The organism is Sandaracinus amylolyticus, from assembly GCF_000737325.1.
GTDB lineage: Bacteria > Myxococcota_A > Polyangia > Polyangiales > Sandaracinaceae > Sandaracinus > Sandaracinus amylolyticus.
Genome location: NZ_CP011125.1, coordinates 5780784 through 5799670 on the forward strand (window position 1 = coordinate 5780784; position 18887 = coordinate 5799670).

Genomic DNA, 18887 nt, shown 5'->3' on the forward strand with positions numbered 1-18887 from the left:
TGGATGGTCCACGCCGATGCGTACGACGCGCGACGTGACCCATCCGTGCCCACGGTGATCCTCCATGAGCAAGCGTTCTCCGCGCCGCGCCCGCGGCGCCGGTCCTGCGTTCCCGTCCGAGTCCGATCCTCGTTCCAAGAAGATGCATGCAGCGGCCTTCGAGGCCCTCTCGCTCGCCCTCGCGAGCGCCGACGACGCGCGCCTCGACGACGCGCGTCTGATGGAGGTCGTCCCCAACCCGGACGACGCCCACCTGCTCGCGGTGATCTCCGCGCCCGCCGACGCCTGCGAGTCGGTGCGCGAGGCGCTCTCCGAAGCACGCGCCTACCTGCGGCGCGAGATCGCGACCGAGGTGAACCGCAAGCGAGCGCCCGAGCTCGGCTTCGTGGTCCTCGCCACGGTCGACGCCGACGCGATCACGAAGACCGAAGACGAGGTGCGATGACGCTCGCGCCCATCGCGATCTGGTCCGCGGGGCCGCTCGCGGCGGACGTCCGCCGCTTCCTCGAGCGCGCCGCGCGCGCGCCCGACGTCGTGCGCATCGCCGTGATGCCCGACGTGCACCTCGCCGGCGATGCATGCGTCGGCACTGCGATCGCGACGCGCCGCACGCTGAGGCCGGAGCTGCTCGGCTCCGACCTCGGCTGCGGCGTGGCCGCGATGTCCCTCGGTACGTCCGCCGAGCGCGTGCGTGATCCTCGGATCGCGGCGCGCGTGCTCGCGGATCTCTCGCGCGCGGTGCCGACCCACCGCGGGCCCACGCGAGCTCTCGAGGGCCCGCCGCTCTCGACGAGCGCGCTCGAGCGCATCCGCGCGCGCGACGGCGCGGTGCAGCTCGGCACGCTCGGGCGCGGCAACCACTTCGTCGAGCTCCAGGAAGACGAAGCCGACGGCGCGCTCTGGCTGATGGTGCACTCTGGCTCGCGCGCGCTCGGGCCCGCCATCCAGGAGGCGCACGTCGCGCGCGCGCCGCGCGATCTCGAGCGCTTCGCGTGCCTCGACGCGGACAGCGACGAAGGACGCGCGTACCTGCACGACCTCGACGTCGCGCTCGCCTATGCGCGAGCGAGCCGTCGCATCATCGCGGATCGCGTCGCCGAGATCGTCGCGACGCACACCCACGCGACGCCGGACTCGGCGTCGTGGATCGAGTGCCACCACGACGCCGTCGCGCGCGAGACACACGACGGCGAGCCGCTCTGGGTCCATCGCAAGGGCGCGGTGCCGGCGCACGAAGGTGCGCCGGTGCTCGTCCCGGGCTCTATGGGCACGTCGAGCCACCACGCGGAAGGGCGCGGCCACGCGCCCGCGCTGGCGAGCAGCGCGCACGGCGCAGGTCGCGCGCTGACGCGCGGCGAAGCGCGACGTCGAGTGTCTGCGCGCGAGCTCGCGCGACAGATGGACGGCGTGGCGTACGACACGCGCATGGCCGCGCAGCTCGTCGAAGAAGCGCCGTCCGCCTACCACGACGTGAAGCGCGTGATGCGGGCCCAGCGCGAGCTGGTGCGCGTGCTGCGCACGATGCGCCCCGTGCTCGTGCACAAGGGCGCCTGAGTCCCTGCCGGAGTGCTCGTCCGCCGGTTCCCGGACGGGAGCACGCGAAGCGGGCTGACGGCAGGGACCGGCGGGCGAGCCGAATTTTCTCGGATGGAGCGCGGTCAGCGCCGCGGACGCTCGTCGCGTTCGCGGCGCTCGCGCCGCCGCTCCGCGCGTCGCTCTTCGACGCTCGGGTGCATCGCGTCGGTCACGCGCAGCAGCGACACGCTCGTGCGCATCACGCCCCGCCCGAGCGCCGCGCCCTGCATCCCCTCGCCGGTCGGGCCCTCGACGCCGCCGACCACGTTCCAGTGCGGCGCGACGTCGCCCACCTCGAACGCCCACTCGCTCACGAAATTCGGGCGCTCCCCGTGCACGCGCGGCGGCGGGCGCGGCGCGCTCGTCGCGCCGGCGCGCACCGCCTCCACCGCGGCGCGATCCATCGACGGCATCCCCGACGTGCGCACCACGTGCAGCGCGAGGATCGTCCCGTCGGGCGCGTGCGTCACCCGCAGCTCGACGCGGTGCCACGTGATCGGCGCGTGCAGCGGGCTGCGCTGATCGAAGCTGTCCTGCACCGCTTCGTCCTCGCGCGACCGCGCGAAGAGCGTGCTCGGCGAGACCCCGCCCGGGTCGATCGGACGCTGCGGGCGCTGCGCGTAGCGTCCCAGCTCGTCGGCCACGCGCTGCAGCGTGTCCATGCCCGCCCGGCGCTCGCGCGTCATCGCGTCGAGGTCCGGGCGGAACTCGCGTCGCATCGACTGCCCGAGCGCGTGGTACCAGCCGTCGGTCGCGCCCGCGCTCACCGCGTCGTCGCGCAGCTCGCGGTCCATCCAGCGGTCGAGGTCCTCCTCCGACTGCTCCTCGAGCGTGCTCGGCGCCGGCTCGGGCCGCAGCTCCCAGCCCGCCGACGCGCCCAGCGTGTCCTCGGGGAACAGCGCGACCTCGGGCGGCTCCCCCTCGTCGCGCGGTCCCGGCTCGATGCGCGCGTCGCTGCGCGGCGGCGTCGTCTCGCCCTGCGCGTCGGGCGTGCGGTCCGTGCCCGTCGCGTCGGGCTCGGTCGCGTGCGCCGTGAACGGTCCCGACGCCGCGCCGACGACGGCGAGCGCCGCGCCGACGAGCGCTGCTCGTACCTCCGACCCACCCGTACCGACTGAGCGAGGCCGCACGATCGTCGAGCATACGCGCGATCGCGCGCAGGTTCTGCTCGCGGTCCGCGGAATCCCTACGCGCGAGCGCCGCGCAGCAGCTCCGCCGCCGCGTCCCGCGTCTTCTTGGTGATGTTCAGGCCGCCGAGCATGCGCGCGACCTCCTCGAGCCGCTCGCCCTCGTCGAGCGCGAGGATCGCGCTCCGGGTGCGCTCGCCGACCACGTCCTTGCGCACCAGGAAGTGCCGATCCGCGTACACCGCGATCGGCGCCAGGTGCGTCACGCAGAGCACCTGATGGTGCCGCGCGACCTCCTTCAGCTTGCGCCCGATCACCTCCGCGACCGCGCCGCCCACGCCGGTGTCGACCTCGTCGAACACGTAGAGCCCCGCCGGTCCGAGCCCCGCGAGCACACGCTTGATCGCGAGCATCGCCCGCGAGAGCTCGCCGCCGCTCGCCACCTTGCGCAGCGGGCGCGCTTCCTCGCCCTTGTTCGGCGAGATCAGGAACTCCGCGCGATCGATCCCGCCCGCCGACAGCCGCGAGCCGTCGACCGAGAGCTCGCCTCGGGCTCCATCGACACGGCCGCCCTCGAGCCGCGCGACGTGGATGCTCACCTTCGCGCCGCCCATGCCCAGCGAGGCGAGCTCCGTCGAGATCGCCGTGCCCAGCTTGCTCGCTGCGTCGTGGCGCTTCTTCGAGAGCGCTTTCGCGAGCTCGCCCGCCTTCGCGAGCGCCTTCGCGCGCGCGGCCTCGAGCTCCGCGATGCGCTCCTCCGCCGAGTCCAGCTCCGCGAGCTCGGTCGCGAGGTGGTCGCGCTGCGCGAGGATCGCCTCCTCCGCGCCCTCCCCCGCGTTGCCCGCGTACTTCTTCGCGAGGCGCGTGAGCCGGTGCAGCCGCTCGTCCGCTTCGGCGAGGCGCTCCGGATCCATCGTCACGTCGCGCGCGTACTGCCCGAGATCGCGCGCCGCCTCCTCCAGCTGCGCGCGCGCCGCCTCGATCCCGGCGAGCATGGGCGCGAGCCGCGCGTCGATGTCCGCCGCCTCCGAGAGGCGCGCCGCGAGCGACGAGAGCTCCTCGCAGATCGCTCCGTCGCGCGCGTAGATCGCGTCCTCCGCCGCGCCCGCCGATGTCACGAGCTTCTCCGCGTAGCGCAGCCGCTCCCGCTCCTCCGCCAGCGCGGCGAGCTCACCCGGCCGCGGCGACAGATCGTCGATCTCCTTGATCTGGAAGCGCAGCACGTCCTCGCGCTCCCCTCGCCCCTTCACCCGCGCCTGCGCCTCGGCGAGCGCGCGATCCGCGGCCTCGAGCGCGCGAAACGCCTCGCCGACCTCGCCGCGCAGCCCTTCGAGCCGACCGAACGCGTCGAGGTACCCGAGGTGCGTGGCGGGATCGACGAGCGTGTGGTGCTCGTGCTGCGACGAGATGTCCGCCATCCCCGCGGCCAGCTCCGCGAGCTGCGCCTGGGTCGCCATCGTCCCGTTCACGTACGCGCGGGTGCGCCCCTGGGCCGAGACCACGCGCCGCACGATCAGCTCGCCGCCCTCGGTCTCGATCCCCGCCGCGCGGAGCCGATCGATCGCGACGGGATCGTCGCCGACGTCGAAGAGCGCCTCGACCTCGGCCTGCGGCGCGCCGGTGCGCACCATCTCGGGCCGACCGCGCCCGCCGAGCACGAGCTGCAGCGCGTCGACGAGGATCGACTTGCCGGCCCCGGTCTCGCCGGTGAGGACGTTCAGCCCTGGGCCGAACACGACCTCGAGCTCGTCGATGATCGCGAGCTGACGCACGCGCAGGACGCTCAGCATGGCGCTCCACTACCTCGCAGGTGGCGGCCGACGTGTACCACGGCGAACGACTGACGCCCGTCGCCGGCGGCGAACGGGCGTTCACGACGGCGGGCGGCGTCTACGACGACGACCACGTCGGACGACCACGACCACGACCACGACCACGTCGGACGACCACGACCACGACCACGTCCACGTCCACGTCCACGATCGTGTCGAGGACACGACATGGGTGACAGGTCGCGCGCTGCGTGGGCGTCGAGGACACGACATGGGTGACAGGTCGTCTGCTGCGTGGGCGTCGAGGACACGACATGGGTGATGGGTCACGCGCTGCGTCGTCGTGGTCGTGGTCGGCCGCGGCTTCGGGGCCGAGGAAAACGGCCGCTCACGACCACGTTCACGTCCACGACCACGCGCCTGCCGAGGACAGGACAGGGGTGACAGGTGGCCCGCCGCGTGGCCGTCCCGACAGGACATGGGTGACAGGCGACCGCCCCACGTGGTCGTGGTCTTGGTCGTCGTCGTGGTCGGTCGTTTTCTCGCGCTCTCCGAGTCCCACCACCCCCGCTCGGAAGCGCCCGCTCTGGTACGCTCCGCCGAGACGATGGTGCGGCTCTTCCTGCGGCGCGCGCTCGCGTGCCTCGTCTCCTCGGCGATCGCGTTCGCTGCGTGCTCGGTGGCGTCCGCCCAGGCGGCCGACGGGTCGCGGCGCATCGTCGTCGAGCGCTTCCGCGGTCCACGCGCGAGCCGCTTGCGCAGCGCGCTCGTCGCGAACCTCGAGGCCGCGGGGTGGATCGTCGTCGACGAGACGATCGTCTGGCGCACCACGCGCGAGCTCGGCATGTCGCAGCCCGAGACGCGCGAGGACTACGTGCGCCTCGCCGCCGCGCTCGACGCGCGCGCGTTCGTCGCCGGCACCGTGTCGCGATCGCGGCGCACCTGGCGCCTCGTGGTGCGCGTGCGCAACGCGACGAACGGCGAGCACCTCGCGAGCGAGGGCTGGAGCGGCCGCACCACCAGCGCGATGGACGGCGTCGGCCGCGGCGGCGCGACCCGGCTGCGGCCCCACCTCGAGCGCACGAGCGTCCCGGGCACCGCACCGCCGCCGTCGAGCGTCGTGCCGCGTCAGGGCGACGACGACGAGGAGCCGCCCCCGCTCGACGACGAGACGCCCATCGACGACGAGGACGCAGACCCGGAGGAGCCCGCCCCGCCGAGCACCGTCGGCCGCTACGACTCGTTCCGCCTCTCGCTCTCCGCGGGCTCGCTGTGGCGCTCGATGTCGGCGAACGCCACGGTCTACGCGGTGCGGCGCGGACAGCCCGCCGCCGATCCCGCGACCGCGCTCTACGACGAGTCGCGCGGCTACACGTCGAGCGGCATCGGGCACGCGGAGCTCGGCGTCGAGGCGGAGCTCTACCCGGGCGCGCTCGGCGATCAGGTGTTCCCGTGGCTCGGCGTGCTCGTCTCGTTCCGCCACTCGGTGCTCGTCTCGTCGTTCGGCTGTCGCCGCAGCGCGGCGGAGTGCGCGGGCGACGGGCGCATCGAGATCGGGACCGAGCAGCTCGACGCGCAGGCGGGCCTGCGCGGTCGCTATCGCGTGGGCGATCGACGCGGCGACTTCCAGCTGATGCTCGAGGTGCTCTGGGGCGTGTCGACGTTCGCGCTCGACCCCACGACGCTGCAGCTCATCGATCTCGACGCGATCATCCCGCCGGTCGAGCACCAGTACCTCTCGCTCGGCGGCGGCTTCGAGGTCGCGCTGGTGCCCGACGCGCTCGTGGTCGCGCTGCGCGCCGACTACCGCGTGGGCCTGCAGATCGGCGCGAGGACGCGCGAGGTCTGGGGCATCGACACCGGCCCCGCGACCGGCCTGCTCACCGGCGCGGAGCTGCGGCACGAAGCGACGTGGCTCGCGGAGGGCGCGTTCGTCGCGCTGCGCTTCGAGTACTTCATGTTCCAGACCACGTACCGCGGTCAGGTCGGCTGCGCGACGCCGGGCGGCTGCCCCGAGCTCCCGCCGGATCAGCAGTACATGGACGACAACCTGTGGGAGCCGTGGCCCGTCGACGCATCGGGCAACGTCGTCGGCGGCATCCGCGACACCGTGACCGACCACTACGTCCGCTGGGGCGTGTACCTCGGCTACGCGTTCCGCTGACGCGCGCCCCGCCATCGCCGCGAGCCGAGCCGTCGTGGTTCGTGGTCGTGAGCGTGGTCGTGGTCGGCCGGGCGACGACGACGTGAGCCGCTTCGACACCGAGCCCCGAACGCGCCCGCGGTGGTCTCGTGCAGGCGTGCAGTGGGCTCGTGCACGCGCGCCAGACCGTCGACGCCGTCCCCGCAAGCTCCGGAGACACTCCGTTTTCCGCGCACCCGCGCCACCGCCACCGGCGCGCGACCGAGACGCGCCTCAGCGCGCGATCCGGCTCACCACCAGCGCGATCACCCCCGAGAGCGCCAGCAGCGCCAGCACGATCGCCACCACCCAGCGCGCGTCGAGCTCGAGCGTCGGCCGCGCGGGCGGCGGGATCGGCGCGCTCGCCGGCACCGGTGTCTTCGCGGCGGCCTGCGGGCTCGAGCACGCCTGCTCGACCTCGGCGCGCGCGTGCTCCGCGAGCTCCTTCGCGACCGCGCCGCGCGTGAGGAACGCGGTCGGATCGTCCTCGCCCGCCTCGCGACGCAGCGCCGCGAGCGCCTCCGCGATCGGCTCGAAGTGCGTCGGATCTTCGTCGTCGAACGGGGTCGAGCTCGAGAGCGCGAGATCCGCGCGCTCGAACTCCTCGGTGTCGGGCGGCGCCGCGGCCTTCGGCGCGCCGCCGATGGTCTCGGCGAGCCGGCCGAGCGAGATCGCGGTGTCGGTCACCGAGATGTCGCGCCGGCAGCGATCCACCGCGTCGCGCATCCGCACCGCGTCGGCGAAGCGCGCGTCGCGCTCGTACGCGGTCGCCGTCGCGACGAGCTTCGCGAGCGCCTCGGGCGCGTCGGGCACCACGTCGCGCAGATCGGGCAGCGGCTCCTGCGACGCGGCGATCAGCGCGCGCACGTCGTCGCCGCGACGCGGCGCGCGCCCCGCGATCATCGCGAACAGCGTCGCGCCGACCGCCCAGAGATCGGTGCGCGCGTCGACGCGATGCCACTGACCGAGCGCCTGCTCGGGCGACATGTACGCGGGCGTCCCGAGCAGCGCGCCCTGGCGGGTCTCCCCGCCCTCGCCCGCGATCTCGCGCAGGCGCGCGATCCCGAAGTCGAGCAGGCGCAGCCGCCCGCGCGGCTGGGCGCGCTCGAGGAACACGTTGTCGGGCTTCACGTCGCGGTGCACGACGCTCGCGGCGTGCGCTGCCGCGAGCACGTCGAGCAGATCGCGCGCGACGAGCAGCGCCTCCGAGAACGCCATCGGCCCGAGCCGCGCGACGCGATCCTCGAGGCTCTCGCCGTGCAGCAGCTCCATCACGAGGAAGGGCGCGCCGTCCTCCGCCTCGTCGTCGTCGGCGACCGGCACGACGCCGGGGTGCGCGATCGAGTTCGCGACGTAGCTCTCGCGCAGGAAGCGCTCGCGCGCGTCGGGCCACGCGAGCAGCCACGGGTGCAGCATCTTCAGCGCGACGCGGTGCCCGTTGCGGTGCGTCGCCGCGTACACCGCCGCCATCCCGCCGATCCCGAGCAACGCGTCGAGCCGCCACTTGCGCCGCACGATGCGCCCCACCCGCCCGAGCGCGTGCGCGATGCGCGGATCTTCGGCACCGGAACGTCGAACCCCCGAGCGGAGCCCTCCTGGCTCGCTCTCCGAATCATCGATCGACGGTCGCATCGAGCCCCCCGGCCCCCGACCACGGAGCCACGACGGCCCCCCGCCGCCGACGCGATCACTTAGAGTGCGGCGCGCCCGCATCCAGCTCCACGAGCGCGGAAGGCCGAAGCTCGAGACCACCCACGTTGCCGGCCAGTTTCACCGGCTTCACAACTGGCGACCGACCCGAAGAGCCGACGAATGAAGACCTCTCGAGAGATCCGCGAAGCGTTCCTGCGTCACTTCGAGCAGCGCGGCCACACCCGCCTCGCGAGCGGACCGCTGGTCCCGCCGAACGACCCGACGCTGTACTTCGCGAACGCCGGGATGGTGCAGTTCAAGGACGTCTTCACCGGCAAGGATCAGCGCCCGTACAAGCGCGCGACCACGTCGCAGAAGTGCATGCGCGTGAAGGGCAAGCACAACGACCTCGACAACGTGGGCGTGACCGCGCGTCACCACACGTTCTTCGAGATGCTCGGGAACTTCTCGTTCGGCGACTACTTCAAGCGCGACGCGATCGCGTGGGCGTGGGAGTTCGTCGTCGGCACGTGCGCGCTGCCGAAGGAGAAGCTCGTCGTCACGGTCTTCGAGGGCGAGCCGGGGCTGCCCGCGGACGACGAGGCCGCACAGATCTGGGCGGAGGTCACGGGCTTCGGGCCCGAGCGGATCATCCGGCTCGGCAAGGCCGACAACTTCTGGTCGATGGGCGACACCGGCCCCTGCGGGCCGTGCACCGAGATCCACTTCTGGATGGGCGCGGGCGAGCCCGACCTCGCGAAGTTCGGCCAGGAGCCGGGCGAGGACGGCGCGGGCTGGGTCGAGATCTGGAACAACGTGTTCATGCAGTTCGAGCGCTTCGCGGACGGCACGCTGACGCCGCTCCCCGCGCAGAGCGTCGACACCGGCATGGGCCTCGAGCGCATCACCGCCGCGGTGCAGGGCGTCGTGTCGAACTACGACACCGATCTGCTGCGCCCGCTGGTCGAGCTCGCGTCGCAGATCAGCGGCAAGCCGTACGGCGGCACGATGTCGCGCGACGACGTCGCGATGCGCGTCATCGCGGACCACGCACGCGCGACCGCGTTCTGCATCGCGGAGGGCGTGCAGCCCGACAAGGACGGGCGCGAGAGCGTGCTGCGCTCGATCATGCGCCGCGCGATCCGCTTCGGGCACATGCTCGGCATCGAGCGGCTCTTCCTGCACGAGGTGGCGCTGCGCGTCGTCGACCTGATGGGCGAGCAGTACCCGGAGCTGCGCGAGACGCGCGAGCTCATCTCCGCGGTCACGCAGAACGAGGAGCGCGGCTTCCGCCAGACGCTCAAGCGCGGCCTCGAGATCCTGCAGGAAGAGACGAACGGCCAGGCGACGCTCGGCGGCGCGGCGGCGTTCAAGCTGCACGACACGTTCGGCTTCCCGCTCGACCTGCAGCAGCAGATCGGTCGCGAGCAGGGCTTCACCGTCGACGAGGACGGCTACAAGGCGGAGCGCGAGGAAGCGCGCAAGCGCAGCCGCGGCGGCGGCGGACCGATCCGTCAGGGCGAGGGCGTCGCGGCGGTGCACTACGCCATCGCGCAGCGCGTCGGCGCGACGACGTTCACCGGCTACGAGCGCGAGCGCGACGGCTCGACGATCACGGCGCTGCTCTCGGGCGGCGCCGAGGTGAAGGTGCTGCGCGAGGGCGACGAGGGCGAGATCGTCACCAAGAGCACGCCGTTCTACGGCGAGGGCGGCGGTCAGGTCGGCGATCGCGGCGTGATCCGCGCGGGCGACGCGACGTTCGAGGTGAGCGACACGCAGAAGCCCGTCGAGGGCCTCTTCGTGCACAAGGGCAAGCTCACGAAGGGCACGCTCGAGGTCGGCGCGAAGGTCGAGCTCGAGGTCGATCACACCCGCCGCAGCGCGACGCGCCGCAACCACAGCGCGACGCACCTGCTGCACTACGCGCTGCGCACCGTGCTCGGCCCGGCGGCGCTCCAGAAGGGCTCGCTCGTCTCGCCCGATCGCCTGCGCTTCGACTACTCGGGCTCGCGCCCGCTGACGCTCGACGAGGTGCAGCGCATCGAGGACCTCGTGAACGAGAAGGTGCTGCTGAACGCGCCGATCGAGACCGAGGTGCTCCCGATGGCCGAGGCGAAGGCGAAGGGCGCGATCGGCATCTTCGAGGAGAAGTACGGCGAGGTCGTGCGCATGCTGCGCATGACGAGCGACTCGATCGAGCTCTGCGGCGGCACCCACGCGTCGCGCACCGGCGACATCGGCCTCTTCAAGATCGTGAGCGAGGGCGGTGTCGCCGCGGGCGTGCGGCGCATCGAGGCGGTCACGGGCAAGGGCGCGCTCACCTGGGCGCGCGGCCTCGAGCGCGATCTCGGCGAGACCGCGGCGCTGCTCAAGGGCACTCCGTCGCAGACGAAGGAGAAGGTCGAGAAGCTCCTCGCGACGCAGAAGGAGCTGCAGCGCGAGATCGAGCGGCTGCAGCACAAGCTGGTGAGCGGCGGCGCGGGCGGCGGCGATCTCACGACGCAGGCGCGCGAGCAGGCGGGCGTGAAGGTGCTCGGCGCGACCGTCGATCTCGGCGACGCGAAGGCGCTGCGCGAGCTCGCGGATCAGCTGCGCGACAAGCTCGCGCCGGCGGTGGTGCTGCTCGGCTCGGCGACCAAGGACGGCAAGGCGATCCTCGCGTGCAGCGTGAGCAAGGACGTCACGAGCCGCTTCAAGGCGGGCGACATCGTGAAGGACGCGGCCGCGGTGGTCGGCGGGGGCGGCGGTGGCCGCCCCGACTTCGCGCAGGCGGGCGGCACCGATCCGAGCAAGCTCGGCGACGCGGTGCAGCGCGTCTACGCGCTCGTGGTCTGATCGACGAAGGGCGCGGGGGCGGTGCGCCGGAAGCGCATCGGCACGCCGCCCCGGGCGCGCAGCGTGACGCTCGGCTCGGGGCGCACGTGCGCGCCGGGCTCGAGCTCGAAGCGCACCTCGCGCGCCATCATCGCGAGCAGGAGCTTCGACTCCATCATCGCGAACGCCTTGCCGATGCAGACGCGCGGTCCGTCGCCGAAGGGCAGGTACGCGTAGCGCGGTCGACCGGCCGAGCGCTCGGGCAGGAAGCGATCGGGATCGAAGCGCGCGGGCTCGTCCCAGAAGCGCGGCGAGCGATGCAGCGTCCACGGCGCGATCATCACGACCGTGCCCTTCGGGATGCGCCATCCCGCGGCGACGTCGTCGACCAGCGCCTCGCGCTCGAACTCCCACGCTGGCGGATAGAGGCGCATCGACTCGCTCACCACGCGATCGCAGAGCTCGAGCTTCGAGAGGTCGTCGACGCTCGGGGTGCGATCACCGAGCACCGCGCTCGCCTCGCGCTCGACGCGCGCGCCGATCTCGGGATGGCGCGCGAGCAACATGCCGGTCCACGCGAGCGCGTTCGCGGTGGTCTCGTGCCCCGCGAGCACGGCGGTGAGGATCTCGTCGCGCAGCTGGCGATCGCTCATGCCCCCGCCGCCCTCGTCGTCGGTCGCGGCCATGAGCATCGAGAGCAGGTCGTCGCGCTGGTGCTCGGGATCGCTGCGGCGGCGCTCCTCGACGATGCGATAGACGAGGCGATCGAGCGTCGCGAGCGCCTCGCGGAGCGCGCGGTTCTCGCGCGTCGGGATCCACAGCGGCGGGCGGAACGGCTCCTGGATGATCCCGTTGACCCACGGGAGGATCACGCCGAGCGCCGCGCCGATCTCGCGCGACTCGCCGTCGAGATCCGCGCCGAAGAGCGAGAGCCCCGCGATGCGCAGCGTGACGCGCATCATCTCCTCGTGGAGATCGAAGGGCCGCCCGTCCTCCCACGTGCGCCAGCGCGCGAGCATGTCCTCGGTGGCAGAGGCCATCGTGCGCGTGATGCCGCGCAGCTTCGCGTGGTGGAACGCGGGCTGCGCGAGCTTGCGCTGGCGCTTCCAGAAGTCGCCCTCGCTCGTGAGCAGCCCCTCGCCGACGACCTTCTTCATGCCCGCGTAGTTGCGGCTCTTGGCGTAGAGGCGCGGGCTCTGCTGGAGCACGTGCTGGATCATCGCGGGGTCGTGGGTGATGACGGCGCGCTCGTGGACGAAGCGCACGCGCACCACGTCGGCGCGCTCGGCGGCGCGCTCGAGGAACCCGAAGACGTCGTGGATGATCTCGGGCCAGTGCCCGAGCAGCGGCAGCCCGCCCGGGAGTGTCGGCATCGACTCGTAGGGCCTCGCGTCCATCTCGCACCTCCCGGAGCAGAACGTGAGGCGGTCCTCACGTTCGACGAAACGTGAGGGGTGCCTCACATTCGCGCAACCCCCGCGTGGCGAGACCGAGCGACAGCGAGAAGGAACGGCGCGTCCCGGTGCAGGCGCGCAGCCGCCGGCGCTACGACGCGATCCTCGACGCGGCCGCGACGCTCTTCGCGGAGGCGGGCTTCGAGGCGACGACGGTCGAGGGCATCGCGGAGCACGCGCAGACGTCGATCGGGTCGGTCTACCAGTTCTTCCCGAACAAGACCGCGCTCTTCGAGGCGGTCGCGGAGCGCACGCTCGAGCGCTCGCGCGAGGCGTTCGACGCGCTCTTCGCGGCGGTGCCCGACGAGACCCCGTGGCCCGCGCTGATCGACGGCGCGGTGGACGCGTTCGCGGCGCTCCACGCGAGCGATCCGGCGTTCCGCGCGGTGGTCGTGAACTTCGCGCTGTACCCGCTCTACGAGGAGCGCGACGACGCGCTCACCCGCGAGATCATCGAGCGCCTCGCGCAGCTGCTCGCGAAGCGCGCGCCGCACCTCCCGGAGCGCCGCCCGCGCCTGCTCGCGACGGTGATCGTGCAGACGTTCGCGTCGGCGATGTTCGTGTCCGAGCGCAGCGCGCCCTCGCTGCGCGGCGCGATGCGGGAAGAGCTGAAGACGCTGGTGCGGCGGTACCTCGAGCCCGAGCTCGGGCCCCCGGCGGCGACGCGACGTCGGCCTTTACGGCGCGCCTAGTTCCGGGGCACCATCGACGCCCGCATGGGTACCCCGGAGCGGCTCGCCGACGTCGACCGCGAGCTCGCGTCGTTCGGCAAGGGCGACGACGTGCTCGGAGCCGTGATCCGGCGCGCGCGCGACGCCGCGCCGAGCTCGCTGGACGCGATCGACGCGGTGCTCGACGGCCTCTCCGAGAGGCGCTCCGAGCCTCCGCAGCCCGAGCGCACCGAGGCCGCCGCGCCCGAGCCCGCGCGAGCTCGTCCGCCCACGCCGCCTCCGCCGCCGCGGCCCCTCACCGCGAGGCCGCCGCCGCCGCCCGCGCGCCCGGCGTCGAGCTTCCCGCGCCCGGCGAGCATCCCCGCAGCGCCGCGCGTCGAGACGGTCCCGCCGCCGGGCATGATCGCGAAGCCGGCGACGTGGGAGCGCCCCGCCCCGATCGAGCCGCCTCCCGAAGACGGCTCCGGCCTGGTCCAGCTGCCCGACGAGCTCCTCCGCGGCGCGGCGCTGCCGCCGGTGCTCGAGCTCGACGCCGACGATCCGCCGACGGCGACCCGCAACGCGCCGCCGGTCGAGGAAGAGCCGACCGACGCGTCGCCCGCGATCGCCGCGCGCGTGGCCGCGATCCGAGCCGCGGCGGCGCAGGCCCGCGACATCCCGCCGCCCCCGCGCCGCGCGGCTTCGGTACGCCCTGCGCGCGCTCCGTCCGAGGCGCCCGCGCCCGACACCACGCCGCCCGGCGCGGCCGCCGAGGCGTTCGAGGACACGACCGACATCCGCGATCCGAACAGCCTCGAGAACGCGCTGCTCTCGAGCGACGAGGTCATCGGCGAGGAGCCGACCGGCGAGGTGGCGCTGCCTCCGCTGACGCGCGACGATCGACCGCTCGCGAACCTCTTCGACGACGCGTCGATCGCGCCGCCGCCCGGCAGCGTCGCGCCGGGCGCGCTCGCGGACCTGTTCGACGATGCGCGCCCCGAGGCCGAGCCGGCCGCGCACCAGGACCTCGCGGATCTCCTCGGCGCGGATCTGCAGGAGGCGCTCGCGGCGGGCGGTCACGGCCTCGATGGCAGCCGTCCGCTCGACGACGACGACGCGACCGCGCTCTTCGGCGATCCGCTCGCGCCGCGCAGCTCGCTCCCGCCGCGCCCGCCGGGCGACGTGCTCGACGCGCAGCTCGACTCCATCGTGGGCGAGCCGATGTCGAATGCGGTCGAGCCCTCGGACATGCCGCCGTCCGGCGAGTTCGAGCTGATGATCGACGAGGACGTGCTGGTGCTCGACGACGTCGAGCTCGGCGAGGGCGAGTCCAGCGTCGGCTCGAGCGACGACGGCGAGGGCCGCATCCCGCGCTCCCAGATCCCGCCGGCGATGCCCTCGTCGGCGCCGCCCCCGCCGCCTCCGGGCACGCAGCCCAAGGGCCTGATCAGCCGGCTGCTGAACCGGAAGTGAAACGCACGACGCCCCGACCTCCGCGAGGAGATCGGGGCGTCCGGCGTTCGGGCTCGGCGACGAGAGGCTCAGCCGCCGAAGTAGAACGTCATGCCGACGGTGCCGTAGAAGCCGCCCGAGAGGTTCGTGCCCTCGAGCTCGCCGTCCTCGCCGCGGCGCACGAACTCGTACCCGTCGCCGACGTGCTGGCGCAGGAACCCACGCGCATCGAGGTTCAGCGCGAAGTGGCGGCCGATGCGCCACTCGAAGCCGAGGCCGGCCTCGCCGCCCACGTACTCGAGCTCACGCTCGCCGAGGCGCGTCTCCTGCCCGGCGATCGACACGCCCGCACCGACGAGCGCGTAGACCTGGAACCGGTGCTGCGGGTTGAAGAAGAAGAGCAGGTTCGCGGTGAACGGGACCTCCCAGCGGCCGCCGCTGTCGGCGCCGTAGTTGAGGCTCTCACCGCCGAAGATGCCCGCGCCGATGTCGATCGCGAGGTGGCGGATGGGGCGTAGGCGGAACGCGCCCTGGAAGCCGCCCATCCCCACGTTCTCGGTCATCAGACCGGCGAGCGCGATGTGCACGCCGATGTCGAACTCGGGCACGAGCTCGTAGCGCACCACGCGGCGGCGCTCGACCTGCACCTGCACGACCGGCGGCGGCGGAGGCTGCGCGGGGCGCACGACGACCACGCGCGGCGGCGGGGGCGGCGGCTGCGCCGGCTGCACGATCACCACCGGCGGCTGCGGCGGAGGCGGCTGCACGACCACCGGCGGGGGCGGCGGCTGCACGACCACCGGCGGCGGCTGTACGACGACCGGCGGCGGAGGAGGCGGCTGCGCGGGGCCGATGCGGAGCTCCGCGCAGAAGATGTCGTCGGGCCGGCACTGAGCCTCGGCGCGCATCGAAGGCGCGAGGAGCGCGGCGGCGACGCCGAGGACGGACAGAGCACAAAGGATGCGGTTGGTCATCGCGAGTCGAACCCCCGGTGGAGGCGGGCCAGCGGCACTGGCGTCGCGGTCGAGCAACTCTGGTGCCACGCGATGCTAGCTGCCGTGCCTCGCGTTTTCGATGGGGATCCCGCTCGATTCGCCCGCGATCGACAACCGCGGTGCGCTCGACGTGACCCGGCGTTCACAACGCGACCCGCCCGACGGTCTTCACGGTGACGGCGGGATCGAGCTCCGTGTACGCGAGGACGGCGACGTCCGGCAGCTCCACCTCGAGCAGGCGCCGCAGCGCGCGGCGCACGTCGGGCTGCGTGAGCAGCGGCGGGACGCGGCCCTCGCGCGACGAGACCGCACGTCGCACGACGGCGACGACGTCGCGCGCGGTCGAGGGCGGCAGCGCGAGCGCGCCGCTGCGCTGCAGGCCATCGCGCAGGGTCTCCTCGATCTCGGGGTCGAGCACGAGCACCTCGAGCACGCCGCCGTCGGCGTGCGCGTGCGTGAGGTGTCGGCGCAGCGCGACGCGAAGCGAGTCCGCGAGCGCGGCCGGATCCGTCGCGGTCGCGGTCGCGAGCGCCTCGAGGATCTCGCGGAGCGGGCGGATCGAGACGCCCTCGTCGACCAGCCGCCGCAGCACGTCGGCGAGCAGCGGCAGCGCGATCGGCTTGGGCACGACGTGGCGGACCAGCGCGGGGTGCGTGCGCTCGAGCTGGTCGAGCATCGACTGCACCTCTTGCAGGCCTACGAGGTCCGCCGCGCGGCGCCGCACCGCGCGCTCGAGGATCGCGACGAGCTCGTCGTCCGCGAGCTCTCCGCGCGCGACCGGGATCTCGTGCAGGTGGATGGCGTAGTCGCGCGGCGCGAGCGTGCTGCTCGCGTGGGCGCGCACCTCGGGCAGCACCACCCCGAGCGACGCAAAGAGGCGATCACGCAGCGCGGGGACGTCGCGCTCGAGGAGCCCGTCGAGCCCCGCAGCGAGCGCGGCGCCGAGCTCGATCGTGATCGGCACGAGGCGCGGTGAGCGCTCGACGTCGCGCACGTCGACGCGCGGCGCGCGCCGCGAGAGCCGCCACGCGACACCCCCGAACACCGCCGCGAGCACCACGAACGGCGCGGGAGGCAGCCCGGGCACGATCGCGAGCAGCACGAGGAACCCCGACGCGATCGCGAGGGCGCGAGGGTTGCCGAAGATCTGCCGCCCCACGTCGCCGCCGAGCGAGCTCTGCTCGTCCTCGGACGCGACGCGCGTGACCACGAGGCCCGCCGCGGTCGAGATCAGCAGCGACGGGATCTGCGAGACGAGCCCGTCGCCGATCGTCAGCAGCCCGTAGCGCTGCAGGCTCTCGAGCGCGCCCATGTCGTGCATCGCGACGCCGATCACGACGCCGAACACGATGTTCACGCCGGTGATGACGATCCCGGCGATCGCATCGCCCTTCACGAACTTCATGGCGCCGTCCATCGCGCCGTAGAACTGGCTCTCGCGCTGCAGCAAGCGACGCCGCCGCCGCGCTTCGTCGTGACCGAGCGCGCCGCTGCGCAGATCGGCGTCGATCGCCATCTGCTTGCCGGGCATCGCGTCGAGCGCGAAGCGCGCGCCCACCTCGGCCACGCGCTCGCTGCCGCGCGCGATCACCATGAACTGGATCAGCGTGAGGATCAGGAACACGACCGCGCCGACGACGTAGTTGCCCTGCACCACGAAGTCGCCGAACGCGCGGATCACCTCGCCCGCGTCGGCCTGCAGCAGGATGAGGCGCGTCGAGCTCACGTTGAGCGCGAGCCGGAAGAGCGTCGTGATCAGCAGGATCGTCGGGAACGACGTGAACGCGAGCGCGTCGGGCACGTACATCGCGACGAGCAGGATCACGATCGCGAGCGACACGTTCCCCGCGAGCAGCACGTCGAGGAGCGGTGTCGGCAGCGGGACGATCATCATCCCGACGATCAGCACGACGAGGAGCGCGAGCCCGGCGTCGGCGTAGCGCCGCACGGTCGCGGGATCGCTCGAGCTCGTCGTGGGCGCCGGCATGTCTCGGGTCAGAGAGACTGCCGAGAAATCGCGGCGAGCGCGAGCGTCAAAGCTCGCGTCGGCCGTCGAGCGCGCGGCCGAGCGTGATCTGATCGGCGAACTCGAGCTCGCCCCCGTGCGGCAGGCCGCTCGCGATGCGCGACACGCGCGCGCCGAACGGCTTGAGCGACTGCGCGAGGTAGAGCGCGGTCGCCTCGCCCTCGACGCTGAGCGGCGTCGCGACGACGACCTCGCGCACGCCCTCTTCGCGCACGCGCGTGATCAGGCGATCGACGTCGATCGCGTCGGGGCCGATGCCGTCGAGCGGCGCGAGCAGCGCGTGGAGCACGTGGTAGCGGCCGCGGAACGTGCCGCTCTTCTCGATCGCGGCGAGGTCGGGCACGCGCGCGACGACGCACAGCACGCCGGGGTCGCGCCGCGGGTCCGCGCACACGCGACAGAGCGGATCGAGCGCCCAGTTGCCGCAGCGCTCGCAGTGCCGGACGCGCTCGTGGATCTGCGCGATCGAGGCGCCGAGCGCGGCGGCGTACTGGGGATCCGCGCCGAGCACGTAGTGCGCGAGGCGCGTCGCGGTGCGCTCCCCGATGCCGGGAAGGCGCGCGAGCAGCATCACGAGCTCGGCGAGCGGATCGTCCATGTTCGATCGAGCACCTGCGGGCGACGTGCGCGGCCGCAAGCCGCGCGCGCCCGCCGACCGTCGCAAGGGGGTGTAGGGGACCCCGCGCAGCGCGGAGCGGCCGGGAGTCGACGGGGGGCGGAGCCCCCCGGGGAAGTCAGAAGAGGCCGGGGGTCGACAGGGGGGCGGAGCCCCCCGGGATCAGGAGCGGCCGGGGGTCGACAGGGGGGCGGAGCCCCCCGGGGAATCAGAACAGGCCGGGGATCTTCAGGCCGCCGGTGACCTTCTCGAGCTCGGCGTCGACGACCTCGTTCGCCTTCTTCATGCCGGCGTTCACCGCCGCGACGACGAGGTCCTGGACCATCGAGAGGTCCTCGCCCTTGAGGAGCTCGGGCGCGATCTCGATCGAGACGAGCTCCTTCGCGCCGTTGACCTTCACCTTGACCTGGTCGTTGCCGGCGCCGGCCTCGACGACCTCGCTCTGGAGCTCCTGCTTGCGCTTCTCGATCTTGCGCTGCAGGCGGCTGGCCTGGCGCATCAGCTCGCTCATGCCGCCGCGGAAATGCGTGCTCATCGGATCTGCTTCGCTCCGGGGTTGGAAGGGGGGCGATTGTTACTCAGAGGGCCGAGC

General features: G+C 73.3%; 14 protein-coding genes. 6 read left to right on the forward strand and 8 right to left on the reverse strand.

The window, feature by feature from the left end; genetic code table 11:
* Positions 1 to 64 precede the first annotated feature (64 nt).
* Positions 65 to 445 carry a hypothetical protein gene (locus DB32_RS48485; RefSeq protein ID WP_169791538.1) on the forward strand — a complete coding sequence of 127 codons (381 nt, stop codon included), beginning with the start codon at positions 65 to 67 and terminating at the stop codon, positions 443 to 445.
* Positions 442 to 1554, forward strand: a complete 1113-nt coding sequence (locus DB32_RS24400; protein WP_053235046.1) for an RtcB family protein — start codon at positions 442 to 444, stop codon at positions 1552 to 1554. Before DB32_RS48485 ends, DB32_RS24400 begins: the two co-directional genes overlap by 4 nt.
* 104 nt (positions 1555 to 1658) lie before the next feature.
* On the opposite strand, the gene tolA is transcribed toward DB32_RS24400, so the two are convergent.
* Positions 1659 to 2705, reverse strand: a complete 1047-nt coding sequence (tolA, locus tag DB32_RS24405; protein WP_053235047.1) for a cell envelope integrity protein TolA — start codon at positions 2703 to 2705, stop codon at positions 1659 to 1661.
* 56 nt (positions 2706 to 2761) lie between these two features.
* On the reverse strand, positions 2762 to 4492 hold the full coding sequence (recN, locus tag DB32_RS24410) for a DNA repair protein RecN (RefSeq protein ID WP_053235048.1): 1731 nt from the start codon (positions 4490 to 4492) through the stop codon (positions 2762 to 2764).
* 589 nt (positions 4493 to 5081) lie between these two features.
* Between recN and DB32_RS24415 the strand changes: the two genes are divergently transcribed.
* A complete protein-coding gene (locus DB32_RS24415) occupies positions 5082 to 6638 on the forward strand; it encodes a hypothetical protein (protein ID WP_053235049.1) in 1557 nt (518 codons plus the stop codon).
* A gap of 252 nt (positions 6639 to 6890) precedes the next feature.
* Here the strand turns inward: DB32_RS24415 and DB32_RS24420 are convergent, their stop codons facing one another.
* Complete coding sequence (locus DB32_RS24420) at positions 6891 to 8171, reverse strand: serine/threonine-protein kinase (RefSeq protein WP_169791539.1); 1281 nt, start codon at positions 8169 to 8171, stop codon at positions 6891 to 6893.
* Between the two features lie 297 nt (positions 8172 to 8468).
* Here DB32_RS24420 and alaS point away from each other — a divergent pair, with 297 nt between their 5' ends.
* On the forward strand, positions 8469 to 11123 hold the full coding sequence (gene alaS, locus DB32_RS24425; protein WP_053235051.1) for an alanine--tRNA ligase: 2655 nt from the start codon (positions 8469 to 8471) through the stop codon (positions 11121 to 11123).
* Here the strand turns inward: alaS and DB32_RS24430 are convergent.
* Entirely contained in the window at positions 11105 to 12499 is a 1395-nt protein-coding gene (locus DB32_RS24430; RefSeq protein WP_053235052.1) for a cytochrome P450, read from the reverse strand. The genes alaS and DB32_RS24430 overlap by 19 nt on opposite strands.
* A gap of 83 nt (positions 12500 to 12582) precedes the next feature.
* Between DB32_RS24430 and DB32_RS24435 the strand changes: the two genes are divergently transcribed.
* Together DB32_RS24435 and DB32_RS24440 are read left to right on the forward strand one after the other, a co-directional pair.
* Positions 12583 to 13248 (forward strand): TetR/AcrR family transcriptional regulator, encoded by a 666-nt coding sequence (locus DB32_RS24435; protein WP_053235053.1) that lies wholly within the window; start codon positions 12583 to 12585, stop codon positions 13246 to 13248.
* Between the two features lie 24 nt (positions 13249 to 13272).
* Positions 13273 to 14679, forward strand: a complete 1407-nt coding sequence (locus tag DB32_RS24440; protein WP_053235054.1) for a hypothetical protein — start codon at positions 13273 to 13275, stop codon at positions 14677 to 14679.
* A 68-nt stretch (positions 14680 to 14747) separates the two neighbouring features.
* Here DB32_RS24440 and DB32_RS47035 read toward each other — a convergent pair whose 3' ends face one another.
* The 4 genes from DB32_RS47035 to DB32_RS24460 form a co-directional block, all read right to left on the reverse strand.
* Complete coding sequence (locus DB32_RS47035; protein ID WP_053235055.1) at positions 14748 to 15566, reverse strand: hypothetical protein; 819 nt, start codon at positions 15564 to 15566, stop codon at positions 14748 to 14750.
* 229 nt (positions 15567 to 15795) lie between these two features.
* Positions 15796 to 17640, reverse strand: a complete 1845-nt coding sequence (locus tag DB32_RS24450) for a flagellar biosynthesis protein FlhA (RefSeq protein ID WP_053235056.1) — start codon at positions 17638 to 17640, stop codon at positions 15796 to 15798.
* Positions 17641 to 17686: 46 nt separating this feature from the next.
* Positions 17687 to 18277 carry a recombination mediator RecR gene (gene recR, locus DB32_RS24455; protein WP_053235057.1) on the reverse strand — a complete coding sequence of 197 codons (591 nt, stop codon included), beginning with the start codon at positions 18275 to 18277 and terminating at the stop codon, positions 17687 to 17689.
* 226 nt (positions 18278 to 18503) lie between these two features.
* On the reverse strand, positions 18504 to 18830 hold the full coding sequence (locus DB32_RS24460; protein ID WP_075097611.1) for a YbaB/EbfC family nucleoid-associated protein: 327 nt from the start codon (positions 18828 to 18830) through the stop codon (positions 18504 to 18506).
* Positions 18831 to 18887 lie beyond the last annotated feature (57 nt).

What these genes read in the sequence shown, in the direction of transcription:
- DB32_RS48485 (WP_169791538.1), top strand. Translation starts at nt 65, where the DNA reads ATGAGCAAGCGTTCTCCGCGCCGCGCCCGCGGCGCCGGTCCTGCGTTC.
- DB32_RS24400 (WP_053235046.1), top strand. Translation starts at nt 442, where the DNA reads ATGACGCTCGCGCCCATCGCGATCTGGTCCGCGGGGCCGCTCGCGGCG.
- recN (WP_053235048.1), bottom strand. Translation starts at nt 4,492, where the DNA reads ATGCTGAGCGTCCTGCGCGTGCGTCAGCTCGCGATCATCGACGAGCTC.
- DB32_RS24415 (WP_053235049.1), top strand. Translation starts at nt 5,082, where the DNA reads ATGGTGCGGCTCTTCCTGCGGCGCGCGCTCGCGTGCCTCGTCTCCTCG.
- alaS (WP_053235051.1), top strand. Translation starts at nt 8,469, where the DNA reads ATGAAGACCTCTCGAGAGATCCGCGAAGCGTTCCTGCGTCACTTCGAG.
- DB32_RS24430 (WP_053235052.1), bottom strand. Translation starts at nt 12,499, where the DNA reads ATGGACGCGAGGCCCTACGAGTCGATGCCGACACTCCCGGGCGGGCTG.
- DB32_RS24440 (WP_053235054.1), top strand. Translation starts at nt 13,273, where the DNA reads ATGGGTACCCCGGAGCGGCTCGCCGACGTCGACCGCGAGCTCGCGTCG.
- DB32_RS47035 (WP_053235055.1), bottom strand. Translation starts at nt 15,566, where the DNA reads ATGCGCGCCGAGGCTCAGTGCCGGCCCGACGACATCTTCTGCGCGGAG.
- DB32_RS24450 (WP_053235056.1), bottom strand. Translation starts at nt 17,640, where the DNA reads ATGCCGGCGCCCACGACGAGCTCGAGCGATCCCGCGACCGTGCGGCGC.
- recR (WP_053235057.1), bottom strand. Translation starts at nt 18,277, where the DNA reads ATGGACGATCCGCTCGCCGAGCTCGTGATGCTGCTCGCGCGCCTTCCC.
- DB32_RS24460 (WP_075097611.1), bottom strand. Translation starts at nt 18,830, where the DNA reads ATGAGCACGCATTTCCGCGGCGGCATGAGCGAGCTGATGCGCCAGGCC.